Annotated in this window: 14 protein-coding genes; 4 read left to right on the top strand and 10 right to left on the bottom strand. The window is 67.1% G+C overall.

Annotated elements, in window-relative coordinates:
* Positions 1 to 87: 87 nt before the first annotated feature.
* The 5 genes from H4O10_RS07340 to H4O10_RS07360 all read right to left on the bottom strand — a co-directional run bounded on the left by H4O10_RS07340 (position 88) and on the right by H4O10_RS07360 (position 7,215).
* Entirely contained in the window at positions 88 to 1,314 is a 1,227-nt protein-coding gene (locus H4O10_RS07340; RefSeq protein ID WP_049459807.1) for an AGE family epimerase/isomerase, read from the bottom strand.
* Positions 1,311 to 2,306 carry a carbohydrate kinase gene (locus H4O10_RS07345; protein WP_043035615.1) on the bottom strand — a complete coding sequence of 332 codons (996 nt, stop codon included), beginning with the start codon at positions 2,304 to 2,306 and terminating at the stop codon, positions 1,311 to 1,313. Before H4O10_RS07345 ends, H4O10_RS07340 begins: the two co-directional genes overlap by 4 nt.
* Positions 2,307 to 2,313: 7 nt before the next feature.
* Complete coding sequence (gene fucP, locus H4O10_RS07350; RefSeq protein WP_005409446.1) at positions 2,314 to 3,627, bottom strand: L-fucose:H+ symporter permease; 1,314 nt, start codon at positions 3,625 to 3,627, stop codon at positions 2,314 to 2,316.
* Between the two features lie 60 nt (positions 3,628 to 3,687).
* On the bottom strand, positions 3,688 to 4,737 hold the full coding sequence (locus H4O10_RS07355; protein ID WP_005409445.1) for a LacI family DNA-binding transcriptional regulator: 1,050 nt from the start codon (positions 4,735 to 4,737) through the stop codon (positions 3,688 to 3,690).
* Between the two features lie 96 nt (positions 4,738 to 4,833).
* Complete coding sequence (locus H4O10_RS07360) at positions 4,834 to 7,215, bottom strand: GH92 family glycosyl hydrolase (RefSeq protein WP_223846492.1); 2,382 nt, start codon at positions 7,213 to 7,215, stop codon at positions 4,834 to 4,836.
* Between the two features lie 871 nt (positions 7,216 to 8,086).
* On the opposite strand from H4O10_RS07360, the gene H4O10_RS07365 reads away from it, so the two are divergent.
* Positions 8,087 to 9,691, top strand: coding sequence for a membrane protein (locus H4O10_RS07365; protein ID WP_033833007.1), 1,605 nt, complete (start codon positions 8,087 to 8,089; stop codon positions 9,689 to 9,691).
* A gap of 79 nt (positions 9,692 to 9,770) precedes the next feature.
* On the opposite strand, the gene H4O10_RS07370 is transcribed toward H4O10_RS07365, so the two are convergent.
* Positions 9,771 to 10,481 (bottom strand): glutathione S-transferase, encoded by a 711-nt coding sequence (locus H4O10_RS07370; RefSeq protein WP_033833006.1) that lies wholly within the window; start codon positions 10,479 to 10,481, stop codon positions 9,771 to 9,773.
* A 168-nt stretch (positions 10,482 to 10,649) separates the two neighbouring features.
* Between H4O10_RS07370 and H4O10_RS07375 the strand changes: the two genes are divergently transcribed.
* Both H4O10_RS07375 and clpB read left to right on the top strand, forming a co-directional pair.
* Positions 10,650 to 11,471, top strand: coding sequence for a DUF3014 domain-containing protein (locus H4O10_RS07375; RefSeq protein ID WP_049431239.1), 822 nt, complete (start codon positions 10,650 to 10,652; stop codon positions 11,469 to 11,471).
* A gap of 181 nt (positions 11,472 to 11,652) precedes the next feature.
* Positions 11,653 to 14,238 carry an ATP-dependent chaperone ClpB gene (clpB, locus tag H4O10_RS07380; protein WP_012481080.1) on the top strand — a complete coding sequence of 862 codons (2,586 nt, stop codon included), beginning with the start codon at positions 11,653 to 11,655 and terminating at the stop codon, positions 14,236 to 14,238.
* Between the two features lie 72 nt (positions 14,239 to 14,310).
* Here the strand turns inward: clpB and H4O10_RS07385 are convergent, their stop codons facing one another.
* From H4O10_RS07385 to H4O10_RS07395, 3 genes are all read right to left on the bottom strand, one after another.
* Positions 14,311 to 15,111 carry a MipA/OmpV family protein gene (locus H4O10_RS07385; protein WP_049451218.1) on the bottom strand — a complete coding sequence of 267 codons (801 nt, stop codon included), beginning with the start codon at positions 15,109 to 15,111 and terminating at the stop codon, positions 14,311 to 14,313.
* Between the two features lie 140 nt (positions 15,112 to 15,251).
* Positions 15,252 to 16,541 carry an ATP-binding protein gene (locus H4O10_RS07390; protein ID WP_049403882.1) on the bottom strand — a complete coding sequence of 430 codons (1,290 nt, stop codon included), beginning with the start codon at positions 16,539 to 16,541 and terminating at the stop codon, positions 15,252 to 15,254.
* Positions 16,538 to 17,275, bottom strand: coding sequence for a response regulator transcription factor (locus H4O10_RS07395; protein ID WP_049403880.1), 738 nt, complete (start codon positions 17,273 to 17,275; stop codon positions 16,538 to 16,540). The genes H4O10_RS07390 and H4O10_RS07395 overlap by 4 nt, the downstream gene beginning before the upstream one ends.
* A 182-nt stretch (positions 17,276 to 17,457) precedes the next feature.
* Here H4O10_RS07395 and H4O10_RS07400 point away from each other — a divergent pair, with 182 nt between their 5' ends.
* Positions 17,458 to 18,744 carry an aminotransferase class V-fold PLP-dependent enzyme gene (locus H4O10_RS07400; protein ID WP_049454259.1) on the top strand — a complete coding sequence of 429 codons (1,287 nt, stop codon included), beginning with the start codon at positions 17,458 to 17,460 and terminating at the stop codon, positions 18,742 to 18,744.
* A gap of 449 nt (positions 18,745 to 19,193) precedes the next feature.
* On the opposite strand, the gene ybaL is transcribed toward H4O10_RS07400, so the two are convergent.
* Entirely contained in the window at positions 19,194 to 20,891 is a 1,698-nt protein-coding gene (gene ybaL / locus H4O10_RS07405) for a YbaL family putative K(+) efflux transporter (RefSeq protein ID WP_032958934.1), read from the bottom strand.
* Positions 20,892 to 20,897: the final 6 nt, after the last annotated feature.

Here is a 20,897-nt window from a genome sequence, read left to right on the forward strand (position 1 = left end):
AGCTCCTGTTTTTCCGCCGGGCGTCGCCCGGCGCTACCGATTCCGGATTGCCAGGCATGGCCTGGCATTACTGCATTCAAACGATCTTCAGCGCACCACGTTCAACACTTCGTAGCACGCGCCCATGGTGTGGTAATCCACCTTGCCGGCCGGGCTCTTCTCGTCGCTGTACTTGCGGTTGTCCGCATCAAGGATGCGGAACCAGGCACCGTACTGGTGGTCGACGAAATGCTCCCACGAGTACGCCCAGATGCGCTCGTACCACTGCCAGTAGCGGTCATCACCGGTGCGCTTGGCCATCAGTGCGGCGGTGGCCAGCGTTTCGGCCTGCACCCAGAAATACTTGTCGTCGTCGCAGACGAAGCTGTCGCCACCGATCGGCGCACCGTCCATGCCCGGCTGTCGGCGCGTTTCCGGTGCGAAACCGTAGTACAAACCACCGCGCGCTTCGTCCCAGCTGCGCGCCACGGCCACATCGAACAGGTGCTGCGCGGTCGGCACCAGCCAGTCGGCCTGCACGTGGCGATCGAGGATCAGCAACAGCTTGGCCCATTCGGTCTGGTGGCCGGGCTGGAAGCCCCATGGGCGGAACAGGTGCTTGGGGTCGTCCAGGTTGTAGTCCCAGTCGATCTCCCAGTTCTCATCGTAGTGCTCCCAGACCAGCCCGCCGGCCTTGGCCGCCTGGCGGCGGGTCATGTTGTCGGCCAGCTGTAGCGCACGCTGGACATAGCGCTGCTCGCCACTGGCCTCGAACGCCGCCAGCATCGCCTCGCACATGTGCATGTTGGCGTTCTGGCCGCGATAGCCGGTGAAGTTCCACTGGCCATCGGCCTCGTCCTTGTACAGGCCGTGCTGTGGCTCCCAGAAGCGCGCTTCCAGCAGCTTCCAGGTTTCGTCCATCCACACACGCGCCTGTTCGATACCGGCCTTCAGCGCGCAACTGTAGGCCAGCAGCACGAACGCCACGCCGTAGCAGTGGTTCATGTCGTCCTCGACCTTGCCATCACGCAGGGTCCAGGCGTAGCCACCGGTGGCCGGGTTGCGGTGCACGTCCCGCAGGTAGCGCACGCCGTGCTCGACCGCCTCGCGGTACTCGGCATTGCCGAATTCGCGGTAGGCCATCGCGTAGTTGAAGACGAAGCGCGTGCTGCTCACCAGGTGGCGGTGGCTGGCATCGTAGACGCTGCCGTCATCCCGGAAGTAGTGGAAGAAGCCGCCGTCCGGATCGATGCAGCGCGGATGGTAGAACGCCATGGTATCGGCGATGTGCGCGCGCAGGAACGCGGGCGAACGGAAATCGGGCAAGGTGCTCATGCGGTAATGTCCTGGGCCTGCAGCAGCTGCTGCACTTCATCGAGCGAGGGCATCGCGGCGAACGCGCCCTTGCGGGTAACAGCCAGCGCCCCCACGGCGGCGCCGAAGCGCAGCGTGGCGGTGATCGCCTCCGGATCCTGGCAGAACGCAGCGAAACCAGCACCCGCCCCACCGCGCTCCAGCAGGCCGACCAGCACGCCACCGACGAAGGCATCGCCGGCGGCCGTGGTATCGACCGTGGCCACGCGGAAGCTGGTGACCGTGCCGTGGTTGTCGCGGGTGTACCAGTGCAGCGTGGCCGCACCATCGGTGACGATCACCCAGCGCGCCTGCGCGGCCAGCAGGCGCCGCAGCACCGTCGCCTCGCCGTCACTGCCCAGCGGCGCGGCCAGGTAGTCCAGTTCCTCGCGCGACAGCTTGACCAGATCGGCGCGTTCCAGCGCCTGCCACAGGCGCGGCGTCGGATCCTCGTTCGCCGGCCACAGCGCGGGACGCAGGTTCAGATCGAGGCTGACCACCGCTCCGGCCGCACGTGCACGGTCCATGCCGGCAAAGGTCGCCTCGGCGATGCCCGGCTCGGTCAGGCTGTTGGAGCAGACGTGGAAGCACTGCGCGCTGTCGAAGCAGGCGGCCTGGAAATCGCTGTCACGGAACAGCAGGTCGGCGGCCGGCGGGCGGTAGAAGCTGAAGCTGCGCTCGCCACTGGCGTCGAGGGCGACGAAGGCCAGCGCGGTCTTCGCCGCATCGGTACGCACGATGTAATCCGTGCCCACGCCGTGCTCGACCAGGCTGTCGGCCAGGAAGTCACCGAACATGTCACGGCCGAGCATGCCGACGAACTGGGTCTTCGCGCCCAGCCGCGCAGCGGCCACGGCAACGTTGGCCGGCGCACCGCCGGCGTACTGCAGGAACGCCCGCGGCGTATCGGCCGAGGCCGGCGGCTGCGCTAGTAGATCGATCAAAATTTCGCCGAAGCAAACGATGGAACCCATTCCGGACTCAGCCTCCCTGCGTTGCGGAAGCCGGCGTACGTGCGCCGACCAGTCCGTAGAAAATGATGTAGCCGTAGCACAGCAGCGGCAGGATGAAGCTGGCCTGCACACCGATGTGGTCGGCCAGCACGCCCTGCAGGTACGGCACCACCGCACCGCCGACGATGGCCATGATCAGCAGGCTGGAACCCTTGTTGGTCAGCGGGCCCAGGCGCTCGATGCTCAGCGCGAAGATGGTCGGGAACATGATCGAATTGAACAGGCCGATCGCCACCACCGAGTACAGCGCGATGTTGCCGGAGGTCAGCATGGTCGTGACCAGCAGCCCCACGTTGACCAGCGCGAAGATCGCCAGCAGGCGGCTGGGCGAGAAGCGCGCCAGCAGCGCCGAGCCGGCGAAGCGGCCGATCATCGCCATCGTCCAGTAGGCCGACACGTAATGCGTGGCTTCCTGCTCGCTGAAGCCGCCGATGTTGGGCATCGACAGGTAGTTGACCAGGAAGCTGCCGATCGAAACTTCGGCACCGACGTAGAAGAAGATGCCCAGCACACCCAGCAGCAGGTGGCGCTTGCGCAGCGCATCCAGGTAGCTGTGGTGGTGGCCCTGGTCGGCCTGCTCGGTGGCGTCGCTCAGTGCCGGCAGGCGGAACAGGTATACGAACAGCGCCAGCAGCACCAGCGCAACGGCCAGCCCCACGTACGGGCCCTGCACGGCCTGCGCCTCGGCGGCACGGTAGGCCAGCTGTTCGGCGGCCGGCAGTGCCGCGATGTCATCGGCACTCTTCACCGTGTTGGACAGGATCAGCATGCCGCCGAAGATCGGGGCGATGGCCGTGCCCAGCGAGTTCAGTGCCTGCGCCAGGGTCAGGCGACTGGAGCTGGTCTGCTCCGGGCCCAGCAGCGCGACGTAGGGGTTCGCAGCAACCTGCAGCACGGTGATGCCGGTGGCCAGAACGAACAGTGCGCCCAGGAAGGCGCCATACACGCGCAGCTCGGCCGCCGGCCAGAAGCCCAGCGCACCGATACCGGCAATCACCAGGCCGGCCACGATGCCCTTCTTGTAGCCCAGCGCCGCCACCAGCCGACCCGCCGGCAGCGACATCAGGAAATAGGTGCCGAAGAAGGTGAACTGCACCAGCATCGCCTTGGCGTAGTTCAGCTCGAACACCGCCTTCAGGTGCGGGATCAGGATGTCATTGAGGCAGGTCAGGAAGCCCCACATGAAGAAGATCGTGGTGACCACGGCCAGCGCCTTGCCGTTGGTGACGGCAGGTGCGTTGCCCGAAGATCCCGTTGGACGGGGCGTTGCGGAGATCGGCATGCGGTACGCGCCTCGATGCGCGGAAGGTCGTTGTTGCGTGGAAGGGGTGTATGGAATAAATCAGTTCGGTCGTGCGGCACTGCTTTCGCGGATGCGCAACTGCACCGGCGCGACCGTGCGCCGTGGCGGCGCGTCCGGTTCGTCCAGTCGTTGCAGCAGCAGCGCCGCAGCTTGCCGGCCCCGCTCGCGCGGATCGGCGGTGAGCGTGGTCAACGGCGGCACCGCCACCGCAGCCTCGGAAATATCGTCGAAGCCGGTAACGGCAAAGTCACCTCCCGGACGGATGCCCCGTGAATTCAAGCCCAGCATCAGGCCCAGCGCGACGGTGTCGTTGTAGCAGACCGCCGCACTCGGCCGATGGCCATCGGCAAACAGCTCATCGGTGCGCGCTGCGGCTTCCAGGCGGTTCGGTGCCGACTCGATCATCCAGCCCGGCGGCAGCGGCAGACCGGCCTCGGCCAGCGCCTGCTGGAAACCGGCACGGCGCTGGTGGCACGAGCTCGATGCGGCGTGGCCGCCGAAGAAGGCGATCTGGCGATGTCCGCGCTCGATCAGGTGGCGCGTGGCCAGATAGGCACCGTGCTGGTTGTCCAAGGTGAGGAAATCCCAGTCGGCCCCTTCCAGCTCGCGGTTGAACAGCAGCACGTTGGCATTGGCACCCAGTGCCTGTCGCAACTGCACGGTATCGCTGCCCTCGGCCGGCGACAGGATCAGGCCGGCGGGGGTGTGCTCCATCAACGTGGACAGCACGGCCTGCTGGCGCTCCGGCGATTCGCCAGTGCTGCCGAGCAGGGTCACGTAACCGCGTCCGCCCAGCGCCTCGTCCACGCCGGACGCGAATTCGGCGAAGAACGGGTTGGAAAGATCGTTGATCACCAGCGCGATGCTCGACGAGGTACGTCGACGCAGGTTGGCGGCAGCGCGGTTGTAGACATAGCGCTGCCGGCGCAGCTCGGCCTCGACCTTGGCACGGGTATCGACGTTGACCAGCGGGCTGCCGCGCAACACCAGCGACACGGTCGCCCGTGACACGCCGATGGCACGCGCGATGTCGGTCACCGTCACTGCCTTGCCGGCGCGCTTGCTGGGACTGCTGCCGTTGTCGTTCATCGTCTTCCCGGACTCCGCTGGAGGCTCAAGCCTAATGGATCAGGGCCGTGTCGTGCCGTGCCGTTCGCTGGGTCACCGCGAACGGCACAGTCCGGCTCAGCGCAGCTGGCTGCCCGGTGCCGCGCACCAGGACACCGGCAGGTCCTTCACCGCCGTACCCCAGCCCTGCTCCGGCGCCTTCGCGTCAAGCGCGAACTGCAGGCGCGGGCCCTGCTGCAGCTGGTTCCAGTCCAGCCAGACCGGCGCATGCGCCTGGCCATCGACCTGCACGCCCTGAACGTACTGCAGGCGGCGGCCATCGGCACCCGGCGCGTCGATGCGCAGCGTCCGGCCATTGCCCATGTCCAGTTCCACCTTGCTGAAGCGCGGGGTGTGCAGCAGGAACTGGCCGCTGCCCGGCACCGCCGGATACACGCCGATGGCGCTGAAGAGATACCAGGCCGACATCGTGCCGAGGTCGTCGTTGCCGGTCACGCCATTGGGCGCATTGGTGAACAGCTGCTGCGCGGCACGCACCACGGCCGCGGTCTTCCACGGCTGGCCGATCAGCGTGTACAGCCACGGCGAGTGCAGGTCAGGCTCGTTGTTCGGGTTGTAGCGGAACTGGTTGTAGTAGCTGTACGGCCCGACCACCCACTCCTTGCGGGCGGCATTGAGCGGATCGGCCTGCAGCGCGTCCATGGCGAAGAACGCGTCGAGGCGGCGGCCGGCCTGTTCGCGGCCCTGCATCGCTTCGACCAGCCCCGGCACGTCCTGCTGCGCCAGCCACTGGTACTGCCACGCCGTGCCCTCATGGAAACCGTGGTGCGAACGCGGACTGTAGTGGCCATCGGCCGGGGTGTACCACTGGCCATCCTCGGTGCGCGGGCGCGGGAAACCGGTGAAGCCGGTCTCGGCGTCGCGCACCTGCGGGTCCCACACCTTGCGCCAGTTGCGGCCGCGCTCACGCAGCGTCGCCGCGTCCTGCGCATGGCCGAGGCCATCGGCCATCTGCGAAAGCGCACAGTCGGCCAGTGCGTATTCCAAGGTAGCCGAACCGCCGTGGTGCGGATCGACGTCCATGCCCTTGGACGGGAACGCGCGGTCGTAGACCACATAGCCCTTGTCCAGGTAGGTCGGGTTGCCGGAACGGCCGGCCATGCGTGAGTTCAGCGGCGGCGTGCCGAAGGCATTGCGGCGCAGCGCATCCCAGGCCTGCGATTCACGGCCCTTGAGCGCACCGAAGCGCCACAGGTCGACCATGAACGGGGTGACCGGATCGCCGGTCATGATGTTGGTCTCGAAGTTGGCATAGCCCCAGCGCGGCAGCCAGCCGCCCTGCTCGTCGATCGCCAGCAGGGTACGGCCGATGTCGCGCGCCACGTCCGGGCGGGTCAGTGCCAGCCACTGGTTCTGCGCGCGGTAGGTATCCCACAGCGAGAAGTACTCGTAGTAGGTCCAGCCATCGGCACGGTGGATGCCATCGTCATAGCCGCGGTAGCGGCCGTCGGCGTCGTTGCCGGTCATCGGCTGCAGCAGCGCGTGGTAGACCGCGCTGTAGAACACGGCGCGGTCGTCGGCGGTGCCGCCCTGCACGCGCACCCGGCCCAGCTGCTCGCGCCACGACTGCTGGGACAGCGCCCGCATCCGATCGAAACCGAGCAGCGCGCCGCCCTGCATGCCTTCCGCGCGCAGGTTGGTACGCGCGCCTTCGGCATCCACATGCGATATCGCGCTGATCGCCGTTACCGACTGGCCCTTGGCGAGGTCGAAGCTGAGCCAGGCACCATTCGGCTTCTGTTCGCCTTCCATGCTGTGGCGCGCACCCGGCAGGCCGCCGCCCTCGCCCCAGGTGCCATGCGCCTTGAACGGGCGGTCGAACTCGATGCGGAACCAGGTGGTGTACTGATGGCCGCCGCAGAAACTCTTGGTCACCAGCTTGCCCTCGACCACGCGGTCGCCGACCACATCGACCACGCTGCCGATCACCGAATGGCGCTCATTGGCTTGGCCAACATTGACCAGCACGTGGCCCTCGCCCTGGCGCTGGCTGAAGGTGTAGCGCTCGGCCGCGGCACGTGTACGCGCGGTGGCCTCGGCATCGATGCCGCCGTAGCTGGTCAGGCGCACCTTGTAATAGCCGGCCTGGCCGATCTCGCCGTCATGCGTGTACGAAGCGGCATAGGTCTTGTGGTTGAAGTTCTTGGCGTCAGCAGTATCGAAATCGCCGCCCGGACCGATGCTGCCGGTGACCGGCAGGATCGACACCTGCCCGCCCTGCTCCCAGCAACCGGCGCCAGAGATGAAGGAGTGGCCGAAACCGCGGATCTTCTCGTCGTCGTAGCGCCAGCCGGAATAGTGGCTGCCGATCGGGCTGACCTGGATCAGCCCGAACGGTGCCGATGCGCCGGGGAAGGTATTGCCGTCGTCCTTGCTGCCGATGAAGGTGTTGACCTCGCGCTCCAGCGCCGCCGGAGCGGCCTGCAGCAGCATCGGCATGGCCGAAAGCGCCAGCAGACAGGCCAGGCGCGCCAGCGGGCGGGAGGACAATGGGACGGCGGGAGCGGACGGCACTGGACGCATGTCGGGTTCCTGTAGTCGATGACGCGGAGGCAGACGGCCGGGGCCGTCCGGCACCGTTCCGCTGAGCCCTGCCCTGACCTGCAGAGAGCTCCCCCTGGAATGACGCCCGACCCACCAGACCGTGGATTTAGATCGATTCAAGTAGAGCATGCGGCTTCAGCCGAATGCATTCTGCGGCGCAGCATGAGAGGGGGTGTTCGGCAGGGCTGCGCCCTGCACCTGCCGAAGCCGAAGCAACAGCAAAAGCCGACTATCCGTGGGATGGCGGGGTGGGTCCGGTTGCGGGGGACGCCGTAAACCCGTCCCTGGGGGCTTGGCCGCGGCATCCATGCCGCGGACACCCCCGCAACCGGACCCACCCCACCTTCGACAGTTTCCTGCGATCTGTCGGTAGATCCACGCCCTGCGTGGATAGCGTGGAAATGATCGAATTGTTCGTGTAGAGCCGAGCCATGCTCGGCTCAGAGCGAAGCGACCCGCTTTTGCTTTTGATCCTTTGATTCCTTTCCGTGGCTGGCACGCGCAAGGAATTATCAGGGGCCGGTCGGGATGGGCTGCGCAGGACCGTTGGCGCCATGGATGGCGCCATCGAGCCCCCAGGGATGGGTTTACGGCGTGTCCTGCGCAGCCCATCCCGACCGGCCCACTCCGATAAAGCTGCTTTTGACGACCCCCCCAGCCACGAGGGGCTCCGCCGTTGGCTGGAACCCATCATTCCACGACGGAATTGGCGCGCTGGCCCCGCTGGGCCTACCATCGGCGGTCCCCACCCCCCACCGCCCCTTCCATGTCCGCTCCCGCTTCCGCCGCACCGCGTCGCTGGTTCGTCGCCGGCGACTTCAACGGCTTCTTCGGCCTGGTCGTCGACAACCTCTCCATCCTCGGCTTCATCGCCATGGCCCTGGTCGGGATCTTCCAGTTCCCCGCCGACGTGGTGTTCGGCCGCATGTTCCCCGGCACCGCCTTCGGCGTGCTGGTCGGCAACCTGCTGTACACCCTGATGGCGCGCCGGCTGGCCGCGCGTACCGGCCGCGACGACGTCACCGCCATGCCGCTGGGCCTGGATGCACCGACCAGCATCGGCATGGCGCTGCTGGTGCTCGGCCCGGCCTTCCTCGCGTTCAAGCAGCAGGGCATGGACCCGCACGCTGCGGGCATCGCCACCTGGCAGCTTGGCATGGCCGCGCTGGTCATCATGGGCGTGCTCAAGTTCGTGCTGTCGTTCTTCGGCGAAGCGGTCACCCGCGCGCTGCCGCGAGCCGCGCTGCTGGGTTCCATCGCCGGCATCGCGCTGGTGCTGATGGGCCTGCTGCCGCTGCTGGAAACGCTGCGCTCGCCGCTGGTCGGCTTCACCACGCTGGGCCTGCTGCTGTACGTGCTGATCGCCAAGGGCAAGCTGCCGGTGCGTGGCCCGGGCGTGCTGCTGGCCTTCGTGTTCGGCACCGTGCTGTATTACGGCCTCGGCCTGGCCGGGCTGGGCGCGCCGGGCTTCCATGTACCGGAGTGGGTGCCGCCGCAGGTGGTGCTGCCGCTGCCGACACTGGGCTTCCTCGACGGCCTGCCCACCGCGATGACCTACCTGCCGCTGCTGCTGCCGTTCGGTCTGCTGATGGTGGTCGGCGGCATCAACGTGTCTGAAAGCGCGCGCGCAGCCGGCGACGACTATCGCACCCGCGACATCCTGCTGGTGGAAGCGGTAGCCACGCTGGTGGCCGGTGTCTGTGGCGGCGTGGCGCAGACCACGCCGTACATCGGCCAGCCGGCGTACAAGCACATGGGTGCGCGCAGCGGCTACACGCTGCTGACCGGCCTGTTCGTCGGCATCGGCGGCATGCTCGGCATCATCTCCGGGCTGGTGCAGTGGCTGCCGCTGGCGGTGCTGGCACCGATCATCGTGTACGTGGCCATCGATATCACCACCCAGGCCTTCCAGGCCACGCCGCGTCACCACACCGGTGCGATGGTGTTCGGTTTCCTGCCGTCGGTGGCCTACCTGCTGGCGATCAAGGCACCTGGCTGGATCGCGCCGGACCAGCTGCCGCAGCTGCTGACCAAACTGGATGGCCACGGCCTGCCCGAGCTGGCGGTGATCTTTACCCTCGGCAACGGCTTCATCATCACCTCGATGCTGTGGATTTCGGCGGTGGCGGCGATGGTCGATGGCCGCCTGCGCCGTGCCTGCGGCTTCCTGCTGGTGGCTGCGGTGCTGACCCTGTTCGGCCTGATCCACTCGGTGGATCCGCGTGGTGGCATCTATCTCCCGTGGGAGCTGGACGGCCTGGCGCGCATCATCAGCTGGCAGTTCGCTGGTGCCTACGTGGCACTGGCGTTGTTGCTGGGGTTGCTTTCGCTGCAGAAGCAGCCGGTGCAGCCGCTGGGTGAAAACAACTGACCCAACGCTAGTGCCGGCCGCTGGCCGGCATCCTCATGGGCTTCGGTCGGATCGTGCAGCTGCCGGCCAGCGGCCGGCACTACCGTTCGGCGTCCAGTTCCGGGTAGTGGCGGAAGATACCGTTGGTGTTGAACGGCAACCGCCGCTCCGAGGCCAGATAGGCGGCGATGTTCGGCCGCTTTGCCACCCGCTCCTGCAGCGCGCGCAGCAGGGGCAGGGTCGGCGCCAGTGCCTGCATCCGGCGCGGGAACATGTAGTCCAGCCCGCTCAGCAGCTGGAACAGCGACAGATCCACATAGGAATGCTCGCGCAGTGCGTGGCGGCCACCATTGGCGGCCAGCACCTGCTCGAAGTAGCCGAGGAACTTCGGCAGCCGTTCGCCACGCAGGGAGGCGGCCCGTGCCTTGGCTTCGGTCTTCTGCTCTTCGTAGTACTTCGATGCGGCAATTGGATGGTGGGTGTCGTGCACCTCGGCTACCAGATCAGCGATGGTCAGCTGCAAGTGCAGCGCCTGCACCCGCCGCGAGGCCGCCTGCGGCACCAGGTCCAGCGGCGGGCCGAGAAAATCCAGGATCGCGGCGACCTGTGCAATGACCTGGCGGCCCGCCTTCAGGAACGGCGGCGCGAAGGGCTGCGCACCTTCACTGCTGCCATCGAGAAACGGCTGCATCACCGTATCGCCGTGCACCCGCGCCATGTCGATGTAATCGACACCGGCATCCTCCAGCGCAAGCCGCACGAACTCGCCACGGCCCTGGATGCCGGTCCAGTAATACAGCGCGTACTGCATGGTGGTGCCTCCACAGTGCAAGGCGTACAGCCTCGCGCGAAGCATGCAAAGCAGGCGTGAGCGCGACACGGGTGCAGGCGAACCCCAACGGCAGCGGAACAGGCGGGGAACCCGTTGCAACCGTGGGGGTCACACCCTTTCCATGCGTGTAATACGAGGTGCTGCATCATGCAGAGCGGAAAGGCGGTCTGGCCCTGGGTGTTGGGTGTGGTGGTGATCGGTGGTGCGGGCGGCTGGTTGTTCCGCGATCAGCTGAAGCGCCTGGCAGACGGTGTTTCCGTGCCGGTGCAATCAACCCCCGCCAGTACCAGCGCGCCGCCGCAACCGCATGCGGCCGCAGAACCCGCGCCAGCACCGCCCGCGATCAAGCATCCGCTGGATACCGAGGCCGCAGCCGATCCGGCGCTGCCGAAGCTGGCTGACAGCGATACGGCCGCCTGGGGTGCATTGACCCAGTTGTTCCAGGGCGAGGGGCCACTGACCCTGCTGCTGCGCGATCATCTGATCCAGCGCCTGGTCACCCAGGTCGACAACCTGGACAAGCCCAGCGTGCCGCCGACTGCGCTGGCCGCGCGGCCGCTGCCGGGCAACCTGCAGGTCGAGCCGGGCGAGGGTGGCGAACGCATCGCCGCCAGCAACGCGGCGCGCTATGCACCCTACGTGCAGGCCTTCACCGCGCTGGACCCGGCGGCAACGTCTACCGCCTACAAGCGCTTCTATCCGCTGATCCAGCAGGCCTATGTGGACCTGGGCCGGCCCGACGGGTACTTCAACGACCGCCTGGTCGCGGTGATCGACAACCTGCTGGACACCCCGGAACTGGCCCAGTCCCCAGTGGTGCAGCGCGATGAACGCGGCCGCTACCGCTTTGTCGATCCCACCCTGCAGTCGCGCTCGATCGGGCAGAAGGCGCTGCTGCGGATGGATGCCGCCCAGGCGCGGGCGGTCAAGCAGCAGCTGCGGGCGATCCGCAGCGCGATCACCCGCTGAGCCCGTTCACCGCGTAGAACTGATCGGGATCAACGCGCCGACCACACCGGTTCCGGCATGCTGGCCGGAGCCTGACTGGCCTCGGGGTGCAGTCGCAGCCACCCTTGAAACCGGGTGGGGCAACCGCATCTTTCCAGCATCGCCGGCGCGGGCCGGCCCTGATGACCGATGAGGATTCGCAATGCGGATGGACAAGCTCACCTCGCGTTTCCAGCAGGCGCTGGCAGACGCACAGTCGTTGGCCGTGGGCCGCGACAACAGCATCATCGAACCGGTTCACCTGTTCAGCGCGTTGCTGGACCAGCAGGGTGGCAGCACGCGCCCGCTGCTGGCCCAGGCCGGGGTGAACGTGCCGGTGCTGCGCGAGCGCCTGACCGAGGCGCTGGATGCGCTGCCGAAGGTGTCCGGCCAGGCCGGCAACGTCTCGATGGGCAACGATCTGGGGCGCCTGCTGAACCAGACCGACAAGCTGGCGCAGCAGCACGGGGACGCCTTCATTGCCAGCGAGTGGTTCGTGCTGGCGGCGCTGGACGACGGCGGCACGCTGGGCATGGCGCTGCGCGCCGCCGGTGCCGACAAGACCCGCCTGCAGGCGGCCATCGACAAGCTGCGCGGCGGCGAGAACGTGCAGTCGGAGAATGCCGAGGAACAGCGCCAGGCGCTGGAGAAATACACCATCGACCTGACCGCGCGTGCCGAGAGCGGCAAGCTCGACCCGGTGATCGGCCGTGACGAGGAAATCCGCCGCACCATCCAGGTGCTGCAGCGCCGGACCAAGAACAACCCGGTGCTGATCGGCGAACCCGGCGTGGGCAAGACCGCGATCGTCGAAGGGCTGGCCCAGCGCATCATCAACGACGAAGTGCCCGAAGGCCTGCGCGGCAAGCGCGTGCTGTCGCTGGACATGGGCGCGCTGATTGCCGGGGCCAAGTTCCGCGGCGAATTCGAGGAGCGCCTGAAGGGCGTGCTCAACGACCTGGCCAAGAACGAGGGCCAGATCATCCTGTTCATCGACGAACTGCACACCATGGTCGGCGCCGGCAAGGCCGATGGCGCGATGGATGCCGGCAACATGCTGAAGCCAGCGCTGGCACGCGGCGAGCTGCACTGCATCGGCGCCACCACGCTGGACGAATACCGCAAGTACATCGAGAAGGATGCTGCGCTGGAGCGTCGCTTCCAGAAGGTGTTCGTGGGCGAGCCGTCGGTGGAGGACACCATCGCGATCCTGCGCGGCCTGAAGGAAAAGTACGCCGTGCACCACGGCGTGGAGATCACCGATCCGGCCATCGTCGCGGCTGCGACGTTGTCCAACCGCTACATCACCGACCGCCAGCTGCCGGACAAGGCCATCGACCTGATGGACGAAGCCGCCTCGCGACTGCGCATGGAGATCGACTCCAAGCCGGAAGAGCTGGACCGCCTTGAGCGCCGGGTGATCCAGCTGAAGATCCAGCGCGAGATGCTGAAGAAGGAGAAGGACGAAGCCTCGCGGCAGCGCCTGGCCGATCTGGAAAACGACATCGACGGGCTGGAGCGCGAGTTCTCCGACCTCAATGAAATCTGGAAGTCGGAGAAGGCCGCGCTGCAGGGCGCGACCAAGATCAAGGAACAGGTCGAGCAGGCCAAGCTGGAGCTGGAGGCCGCGCAGCGCCGCCAGGATTTCGCCAAGATGAGCGAGATCCAGTACGGGCTGTTGCCGCAGCTGGAAAAGCAGCTGGCCGCGGCCCAGGAGGCCGAGCACAAGGACTTCAAGCTGGTGCAGGACCGCGTGACCGACGAGGAGATTGCCGAAGTCGTATCGCGCTGGACCGGCATCCCGGTCAACAAGATGCTCGAAGGCGAGCGCGACAAGCTGTTGCGCATGGAAGAGGTGCTGCACAACCGCGTGGTCGGCCAGGAAGAAGCGATCAAGGTCGTCTCCGATGCCGTGCGCCGTTCGCGTGCGGGCCTGTCCGATCCGAATCGCCCGGCCGGCTCGTTCCTGTTCCTCGGCCCGACCGGTGTCGGCAAGACCGAGCTGTGCAAGTCGCTGGCCGAATTCCTGTTCGACAGTGCCGACGCGATGATCCGCATCGACATGAGCGAATTCATGGAGAAGCACAGCGTGGCCCGCCTGATCGGCGCGCCTCCGGGCTACGTCGGCTACGAGGAAGGTGGCTACCTGACCGAGGCCGTGCGTCGCCGTCCGTACTCGCTGATCCTGCTGGACGAAGTGGAGAAGGCGCATCCGGATGTGTTCAACATCCTGCTGCAGGTGCTGGACGATGGCCGCCTGACCGATGGACAGGGCCGCACCGTGGACTTCCGCAACACCGTCATCGTGATGACCTCGAACCTGGGCTCGCACCAGATCCAGGACATGAGCGCCGACGACAGTCCGGAGGCCTACACGCAGATGAAGGCGGCGGTGATGGGCGTGGTACAGGCGCACTTCCGTCCGGAGTTCATCAACCGCCTGGACGACATCGTGGTGTTCCACCCGCTGGACAAGCAGCAGATCAAGCAGATCGCGCGCATCCAGATGCGCGGGCTGGAGAAGCGGCTGGCCGAGCGCGGGTTGAAGCTGGCGGTCTCCGATGCGGCGTTCGACCTGCTCGGCAACGTCGGCTTCGATCCGGTCTATGGCGCGCGCCCGTTGAAGCGTGCAATCCAGTCGCAGCTGGAGAATCCGCTGGCGCAGCAGATCCTGTCCGGTGCTTTCGTCAACGGCGATACCATCGAAGTCGGAAACGACGGCGGCCGCCTGGTGTTCGCCAAAGCGTGATTCACACGGGGCGCTGCTTGGCCGCAGCGCCCCGTTTCCTGCGAAGTGGGTCGGGCCATGCCCGGCGCTCACTCAGAAGCGGTGCGTATAGCCGCTCATCAAGCCGAACTGGTTCGCCTTCTGCACGATCGGGCTGTCGGCGGCATCACCGAGCAGGCGCGTGCCTTCGGCCGAGATGTACCAGTTGCCGTTGCGGCCCACGCGGTGGCTCCACTTCAGACCGACACCGGCACTGACCAGGCCGGCCTTTGGCTTGTGCTCGGCAAAGCCGGTGCGCGCCGCCTGTTCCGGGCTGACGCCGTACCAGGTCTGCATGTAGCCGCGGTTGCCGTAGTCGGTGGACACGCTGCCGCTGACCACGCCACCGGCCAGGTCGAACAGCGGCATGCTCAGGTTCAGATGGATCTGCTGGGTGGCCAGGCCGTTCTCGGCCTTGTCCTCGTCCTTGCGGGTGAACTGCCAGGAGCCGCTCAGCACGGCTTCGCCCAGCGTATAACCAGCCGAGATGCCGACCAGGGGACGGGCATCGATATCACCCATGCCGCGCAGGAAGTCGGAACCGCCGAGCAGCGAGTCCTTTTCCTTGCGGATGCCGCTGGCGCCGACATACGCGCGCACGCGGGTGTGCTCGCCGATGGAGGTGCCCCAGCCAATGCCACTGGTGCCCAGAAACCATCCACCCGGCGAGGTGACATCAAAGGACAACGACGGCGTCGCACGATACTCCTCGCTGCCGCTGTAGCGCGGCGCCACGCCACCGCCGGCAGCGACCTCGAAGGTCCAGTGGTCATCCTTGGCGTGGGCGATCGGTGCGGCGAACAGCGGCAACAGGGCCAAGCAGAGCAGGGCGGGGGAACGGCGAAGCTGGGACATGGAAACTCTCGACAATGGGAGGAAGGCAGCACGCGCATCCGGCGAGTGCTGCAGGGTCGCTAGCGTGGCGATACGCCGGCGACCGATCCGTCCGCAGTTGTGCGGGAGTTGTAATCAACTGTAATTGCGCCCAAGGGCGTTCAGCTGGCAGCCAGCGGCCAGTGCATTTCCATGCGCGCGCCGCCCAACGTGGCGCGGCTGATGCGAAGCTCGCCGCCGTGGCGGACGGCAATGCGGCTGACGATGGCCAGCCCCAGGCCGAAGCCCCCGGTATCGCGGCTGCGGCTGTCATCCAGGCGGGTGAACGGGCGCATCACCTTCTCGCGATCGGCTTCGGCAATGCCGGGACCGTCGTCATCCACACGCAGGCAGGCGCGGCCGCTGACACCGACCAGCGAGACTTCCACCTGCGAACGCGCATGGCGCAGCGCATTGCCCACCAGATTGCTGAGTGCCAGCTGCAGCAGGCGTGGTTCGGCATCCACCCGCGGCAACGCACTGGGCTGCACGCGCAGTACCACCCCGGCACGTTCGGCATCACGGCGCGCATCGGCCAGGCAGGCCTGCAGCCAGTCATTGGCTTCGATGCGCTGCATCGGCTCGCCCTCGCTGGGATGCTCCAGCCGTTCGTAAGCCAGCAGTTCGCTGACCAGCCGGTTGAGCTCGGCCAGGTCACCGTGCAGGCCCTGCGCCAGCCGTTCGCGGCGTTCGCGGTCATCGCTGTCCTGCATCAGGTCCAGGCCGAAGGCCACGCGCGCGATCGGCGTGCGCAGCTCGTGCGAGATCGCATGGGTCAGGTCGCGCTGGCGCTGCACCAGTTCGGCCACGCGTGCCGCCATGCGGTTGGAGTGGTCGACGATGACCCGGATCTGCGAGCGTGGCGAGACCTGTGCACGTGCCTGCAGATCGCCCGAACCGATGCGGTCGGCATGCCGGCGCAGCGCTTCCAGGTCGCGCCAGAGCAGGCGCACCCACGCGTACAGGCTGGCGCCCACCAGCAGCAGGATGCTGAGGTAGGCGGCGATGGTCATGTACGTCGTCATCTGCACCGCGCCAGGCAGGCGCAGGTGCAGCCAGCGGCCATCGCTGCCCTCGATGGGCAGCAGGACCTGCTGGTATTGATCGCGCACGATGAAACCATCGGCCTTCACGGCCACCTGTTCCTGCGCGTCGAGTGCGGGAGGTTTGTCGAGCAGGGTCAGGGCGATGCCGTAGTGTGGCTGCCACTGCTGCAGGCGCTCACGCTGCTGGTCGGCATCCAGGCCGGCCAGGCCACTGCGCAGGGCGTACACCTGACCACGCACCTGCTGGACGAAGACGCGATCCTGCACGGGCGTGTAGATGCCGTCCAGGATGTGGTTGAGGAAGAACACCGACACCAGGAAGCAGGCACCCGTGATAAACCACAACCACAGGAACAGCCGCTTCATGCCGTCCAGGCCGACGGATTGAACTGGTAGCCACGGCCCCACACGGTCTTGATCCGCCGCGGTTCGCGCGCATCATCGCCGAGCTTGCGGCGCAGCTTGCCGACGCTGACATCGACACTGCGGTCCAGGCCGTCAAAGCCGATGCCGCGCACCGCCTGCAGGATCTGGTCGCGCGACAGGATCTGCCCCGGCTGGCTGGCCAGCAGCCACAGGATCTCGAATTCCGTGGTGCCCAGCTCGACCGGCTGACCGTGCAGGTGCACTTCGCGCTGCATGCGGTCGATCAGCAGTTCGCCATGCATCAGACGGCTGGGTGTGCCGGTGTTGCTGCTGCCATGGCGGCGGCGCAGCAGGGCGCGCAGGCGGGCCAGCAGCAGGCGCGGCTCGATCGGTTTGTGCACATAGTCATCGGCGCCCGATTCCAGGCCCAGCACCTGCTCGATGTCGTCTTCGCAGGCGGTCAGCATCAGGATCGGCACGTCGGAGAAACTGCGGATCTGCCGGCACACATCGATGCCGCCGAGGCCGGGCAGCATCAGGTCCAGTAGCACCAGCTCGGGCGCATGCTGGCGGCAGGCCGCGCCGGCAAGGTCACCGCGCGCCACATGCTGCACGGCGAAACCATGTTCGTGGAGATAGTCGCTGACCAGTTCGGCCAGGCGACGGTCGTCCTCCACCAACAAGACCTGGGTCGGGGTGCCGTTGGCGGTGGGTGTCCAGGGGGATGGCTGCATGCGCGTGGGGCCTCCGTGCCCGGGCAGGAGCGCCCGGCGGCGAAGCCTATCAACGCCCCGTGACCGCTGCCTGAATCGCGGCCAACCTGATAACCCCCGGTATGGACGTCATCGCCAGCAGCTTTCAGCGGCCGGCGACGGCTGGCCTATGGTGGCGGTTTCCCCGGATGGAGCCTGGCGCAATGAGCGACCCGCAGTGGCAACTGGAAACCCTGGCCGTGCACGGCGGCTACCGTCCCGACCCGACTACCCGCGCGGTGGCGGTGCCGATCTACCAGACGGTGGCGTATGCCTTCGATGACACCCAGCACGGCGCCGACCTGTTCGACCTGAAGGTACCGGGCAATATCTATACGCGCATCATGAACCCCACCACCGACGTGCTGGAGCAGCGCCTGGCCGCGCTGGAAGGCGGCATCGGTGCGCTGGCGCTGGCCTCGGGGCAGGCCGCGATCACCTATGCCATCCAGACCATTGCAGAGGCCGGCGACAACATCGTCGCCTCCAGCGCGCTGTATGGCGGCAGCCTCAACCTGCTGGCGCACACCCTGCCGCAGTACGGCATCCAGGCGCGCTTCGCCGACCCCGCCGATCCAGCGGCGTTCGCCGCGCTGATCGACGAGCGCACCAAGGCGGTGTTCGTCGAATCGATCGGCAACCCGCGTGGCAACGTCACCGACATTGCCGCCATCGCCGAGGTCGCGCATGCCGCCGGCGTGCCGCTGATCGTGGACAACACGGTGGCCACACCGTTCCTGCTGCGCCCGTTCGAGCACGGTGCCGACATTGTCGTGCACTCGCTGACCAAATACCTGGGCGGCCACGGCAACAGCCTCGGCGGCGCGATCATCGACTCCGGCCGCTTCGACTGGGCCGCGCAGCCGAAGCGTTTCGCCCGACTCAACCAGCCCGACCCCAGCTACCACGGCGTGGTCTACACCGAAGCGCTGGGGCCGGCGGCCTATATCGGCCGCGCGCGCGTGGTGCCGCTGCGCAATACCGGCGCCGCGTTGTCGCCGTTCAACGCGTTCCTGATCCTGCAGGGCATCGAGACCCTGGCCCTGCGCATGGAGCGCATCAATGCCAATGCACTGGCCGTCGCGCAGTACCTGAAGGCGCACGACAAGGTGGCCTGGGTACGCTACGCCGGGTTGGCCGACGACCCGGAGCACGCCGCCGCGCAGCGCTACCTGGGGGGACACGGCTCGGGCGTACTGACCTTCGGCCTGCCCGGCGGCCGTGAGGCGGGTGCACGTTTCCTCGATGCGCTGAAGCTGTTCACCCGCCTGGTCAACCTGGGCGATGCGAAGTCGCTGGCCACCCATCCCGCCTCGACCACCCACCGCCAGCTGGATGCAGCGGAGCTGGCCAAGGCCGGCGTCAGCGAAGACACCGTGCGGCTGTCGATCGGCATCGAGCACATCGGCGACCTGCGCGCCGACCTGGAACAGGCCCTGGCCGGCGCCTGATAGCTACGCGCTTGGTCGTCATCGCTACTGGCGATCACCACCGGCACCGCGATGCGCTACGGTGGAACTGCCTCTCCAAGGCATGGCAAGGTGGCGATCCAGATCCCCGGTCGATGCGGGTCGACCGGGGATCTTTTTTGTTTCCGGGGTCAGATCCGTTTTCCTGTGGAAAACGGATCTGACCCATGCGCCGACGTGTCGACCCAGGGCGACACCTACCAGAGCAGAACGCCGTTCCGGCAGATCGCAGGAATCTGTCGAAGGCGGGGTGGGTCCGGTTGCAGGGGCGTGAGCGCCATGGATGGCGCGACCGAGCCTCCATGGACGGATTCACGGCGTCCCCTGCAACCGGACCTACCCCGCCATCCCACGGATAGTCAGCTTTTGCCTTTGCCTTTGCTGTTGCCTTGGCAGGTGCAGGGCTGCAAGCCCTGCCGCACCCACACCCCTCACACCACCGGAATGCTGTGCTGCCCCAGATTCCGGTACGGCGGCGTGGACATGATCATCTCCGCCAGCGAATACGCCAGCTCACGTTCGGCCATCACCGTGCCATCGGCACCGTGTTCCAGCAGATGCTTCACTTCCGCATCGCTGTGTGCGCGCGCCAGCAGGGTCAGGTCCGGGTTGATCGCCCGCAGCTTGGCCAGCGCCTCACCGGCTTCCAGCGGTTGCGGAATCGCCAGCACCGCAATCTTCGCGCGCTCCGGATGGGCCTCGGCCAGCACCCGGTCGGCAGCGGCACTGCCGCGGATCGCCGCCAGGCCCTTGGCGTGCGCCTGCTCGACGTGTTCCTTGTTGTCATCGATCACCAGCACCGGCACGCCACGGTCGCGCAGCACCTGCGCCAGTTCGCTGCCCACCCGGCCATAGCCGATCACGATGGCGTGGTCATGCAGGTCGCGCGACGGGCCGATCGCTTCGGGCGGCTCGGGTACCTGCGGAGACTGCTCCTGCTTGGCCTGCCAACGGTCGAGCAGGCCGAACACCAGCGGGTTGAGCATGATTGACACCAGTGCCCCGGCCAGCACCAGCGACTGGCCTTCCTTCGGCAGGATCTGCAGCGCCACGCCTAGGCCGGCGATGATGAAGGCGAACTCGCCGATCTGCGCCAGGCTGGCCGAGATGGTCAGCGCGGTGCTGGTCGGGTGGCCGAACGCACGCACGATGAAGAACGCGGCGGCCGACTTGCCGAACATGATGATCAGCACCGTGGCCAGCACCTGCCACGGGTGCTGCACGATGATGTTGGGGTCGAACAGCATGCCGACCGACACAAAGAACAACACCGCGAACGCATCGCGCAGCGGCAGCGAATCATGCGCGGCCTTGTGGCTCAGCTCCGATTCGTTGAGCAGCATGCCGGCAAAGAACGCGCCCAGCGCGAACGAGACGCCGAACAGCATCGCCGAGCCGAACGCCACGCCCAGCGCGATCGCCAGCACGGACAGGGTGAACAGCTCACGCGAACCGGTACCGGCGATGCGTTCCAGGATCCACGGGATGACCCGGCGCCCGACCACCAGCATCACCGCCACGAACAGGCCCAGCTGCACGAAGGTCCAGCCGATGTCGGCCAGCACGCTGCCCAGCGAGTGCGATTCCTTGGCCGCGTCGGGGCCGAACACGCCGGCCATCACCGGCATCATCACCAGTGCCAGCACGCAGGCCAGGTCTTCCACGATCAGCCAGCCGACCGCGATCTTGCCGCGCATCGTCTCCAGCAGGCGGCGTTCCTCCATCGCCCGCAGCAGCACGACGGTACTTGCGGTGGCCAGCGAGAAGCCGAAGATGACGCCATGGATGGCGGGCCAGCCCATCAGCGAGGCCACGCCCCAGCCGAGCAGGGTGGCCACTGCGATCTGCCCAATGGCACCGGGAATGGCGATGGCCTTGACCGCCATCAGGTCCTTCAGCGAGAAGTGCAGGCCGACACCGAACATCAGCAGCATCACGCCCAGTTCGGCCAGCTGGTTGGCCAGCGCCTGGTCGGCGACGAAGCCGGGGGTGAACGGACCTACGCAGATGCCAGCAACCAGGTAACCGACCAGGGGAGACAAGCGGAGCTTGTTGGCCAGCGCGCCGAAGATGAAGGCGAGCCCCAGGCCAACGGCAACGATGTTGATCAGGTCGGTGTCATGGTGCATCGGCAC

Source organism: Stenotrophomonas sp. I18B00994 (assembly GCF_014145825.1).
GTDB lineage: Bacteria > Pseudomonadota > Gammaproteobacteria > Xanthomonadales > Xanthomonadaceae > Stenotrophomonas > Stenotrophomonas maltophilia.

Coding starts and splice junctions, on each gene's coding strand:
- H4O10_RS07340 (WP_049459807.1), bottom strand. CDS start 1,314: ATGAGCACCTTGCCCGATTTCCGTTCGCCCGCGTTCCTGCGCGCGCAC.
- H4O10_RS07345 (WP_043035615.1), bottom strand. CDS start 2,306: ATGGGTTCCATCGTTTGCTTCGGCGAAATTTTGATCGATCTACTAGCG.
- fucP (WP_005409446.1), bottom strand. CDS start 3,627: ATGCCGATCTCCGCAACGCCCCGTCCAACGGGATCTTCGGGCAACGCA.
- H4O10_RS07355 (WP_005409445.1), bottom strand. CDS start 4,737: ATGAACGACAACGGCAGCAGTCCCAGCAAGCGCGCCGGCAAGGCAGTG.
- H4O10_RS07360 (WP_223846492.1), bottom strand. CDS start 7,215: ATGCCGATGCTGCTGCAGGCCGCTCCGGCGGCGCTGGAGCGCGAGGTC.
- H4O10_RS07365 (WP_033833007.1), top strand. CDS start 8,087: ATGTCCGCTCCCGCTTCCGCCGCACCGCGTCGCTGGTTCGTCGCCGGC.
- H4O10_RS07370 (WP_033833006.1), bottom strand. CDS start 10,481: ATGCAGTACGCGCTGTATTACTGGACCGGCATCCAGGGCCGTGGCGAG.
- H4O10_RS07375 (WP_049431239.1), top strand. CDS start 10,650: ATGCAGAGCGGAAAGGCGGTCTGGCCCTGGGTGTTGGGTGTGGTGGTG.
- clpB (WP_012481080.1), top strand. CDS start 11,653: ATGCGGATGGACAAGCTCACCTCGCGTTTCCAGCAGGCGCTGGCAGAC.
- H4O10_RS07385 (WP_049451218.1), bottom strand. CDS start 15,111: ATGTCCCAGCTTCGCCGTTCCCCCGCCCTGCTCTGCTTGGCCCTGTTG.
- H4O10_RS07390 (WP_049403882.1), bottom strand. CDS start 16,541: ATGAAGCGGCTGTTCCTGTGGTTGTGGTTTATCACGGGTGCCTGCTTC.
- H4O10_RS07395 (WP_049403880.1), bottom strand. CDS start 17,275: ATGCAGCCATCCCCCTGGACACCCACCGCCAACGGCACCCCGACCCAG.
- H4O10_RS07400 (WP_049454259.1), top strand. CDS start 17,458: ATGAGCGACCCGCAGTGGCAACTGGAAACCCTGGCCGTGCACGGCGGC.
- ybaL (WP_032958934.1), bottom strand. CDS start 20,891: ATGCACCATGACACCGACCTGATCAACATCGTTGCCGTTGGCCTGGGG.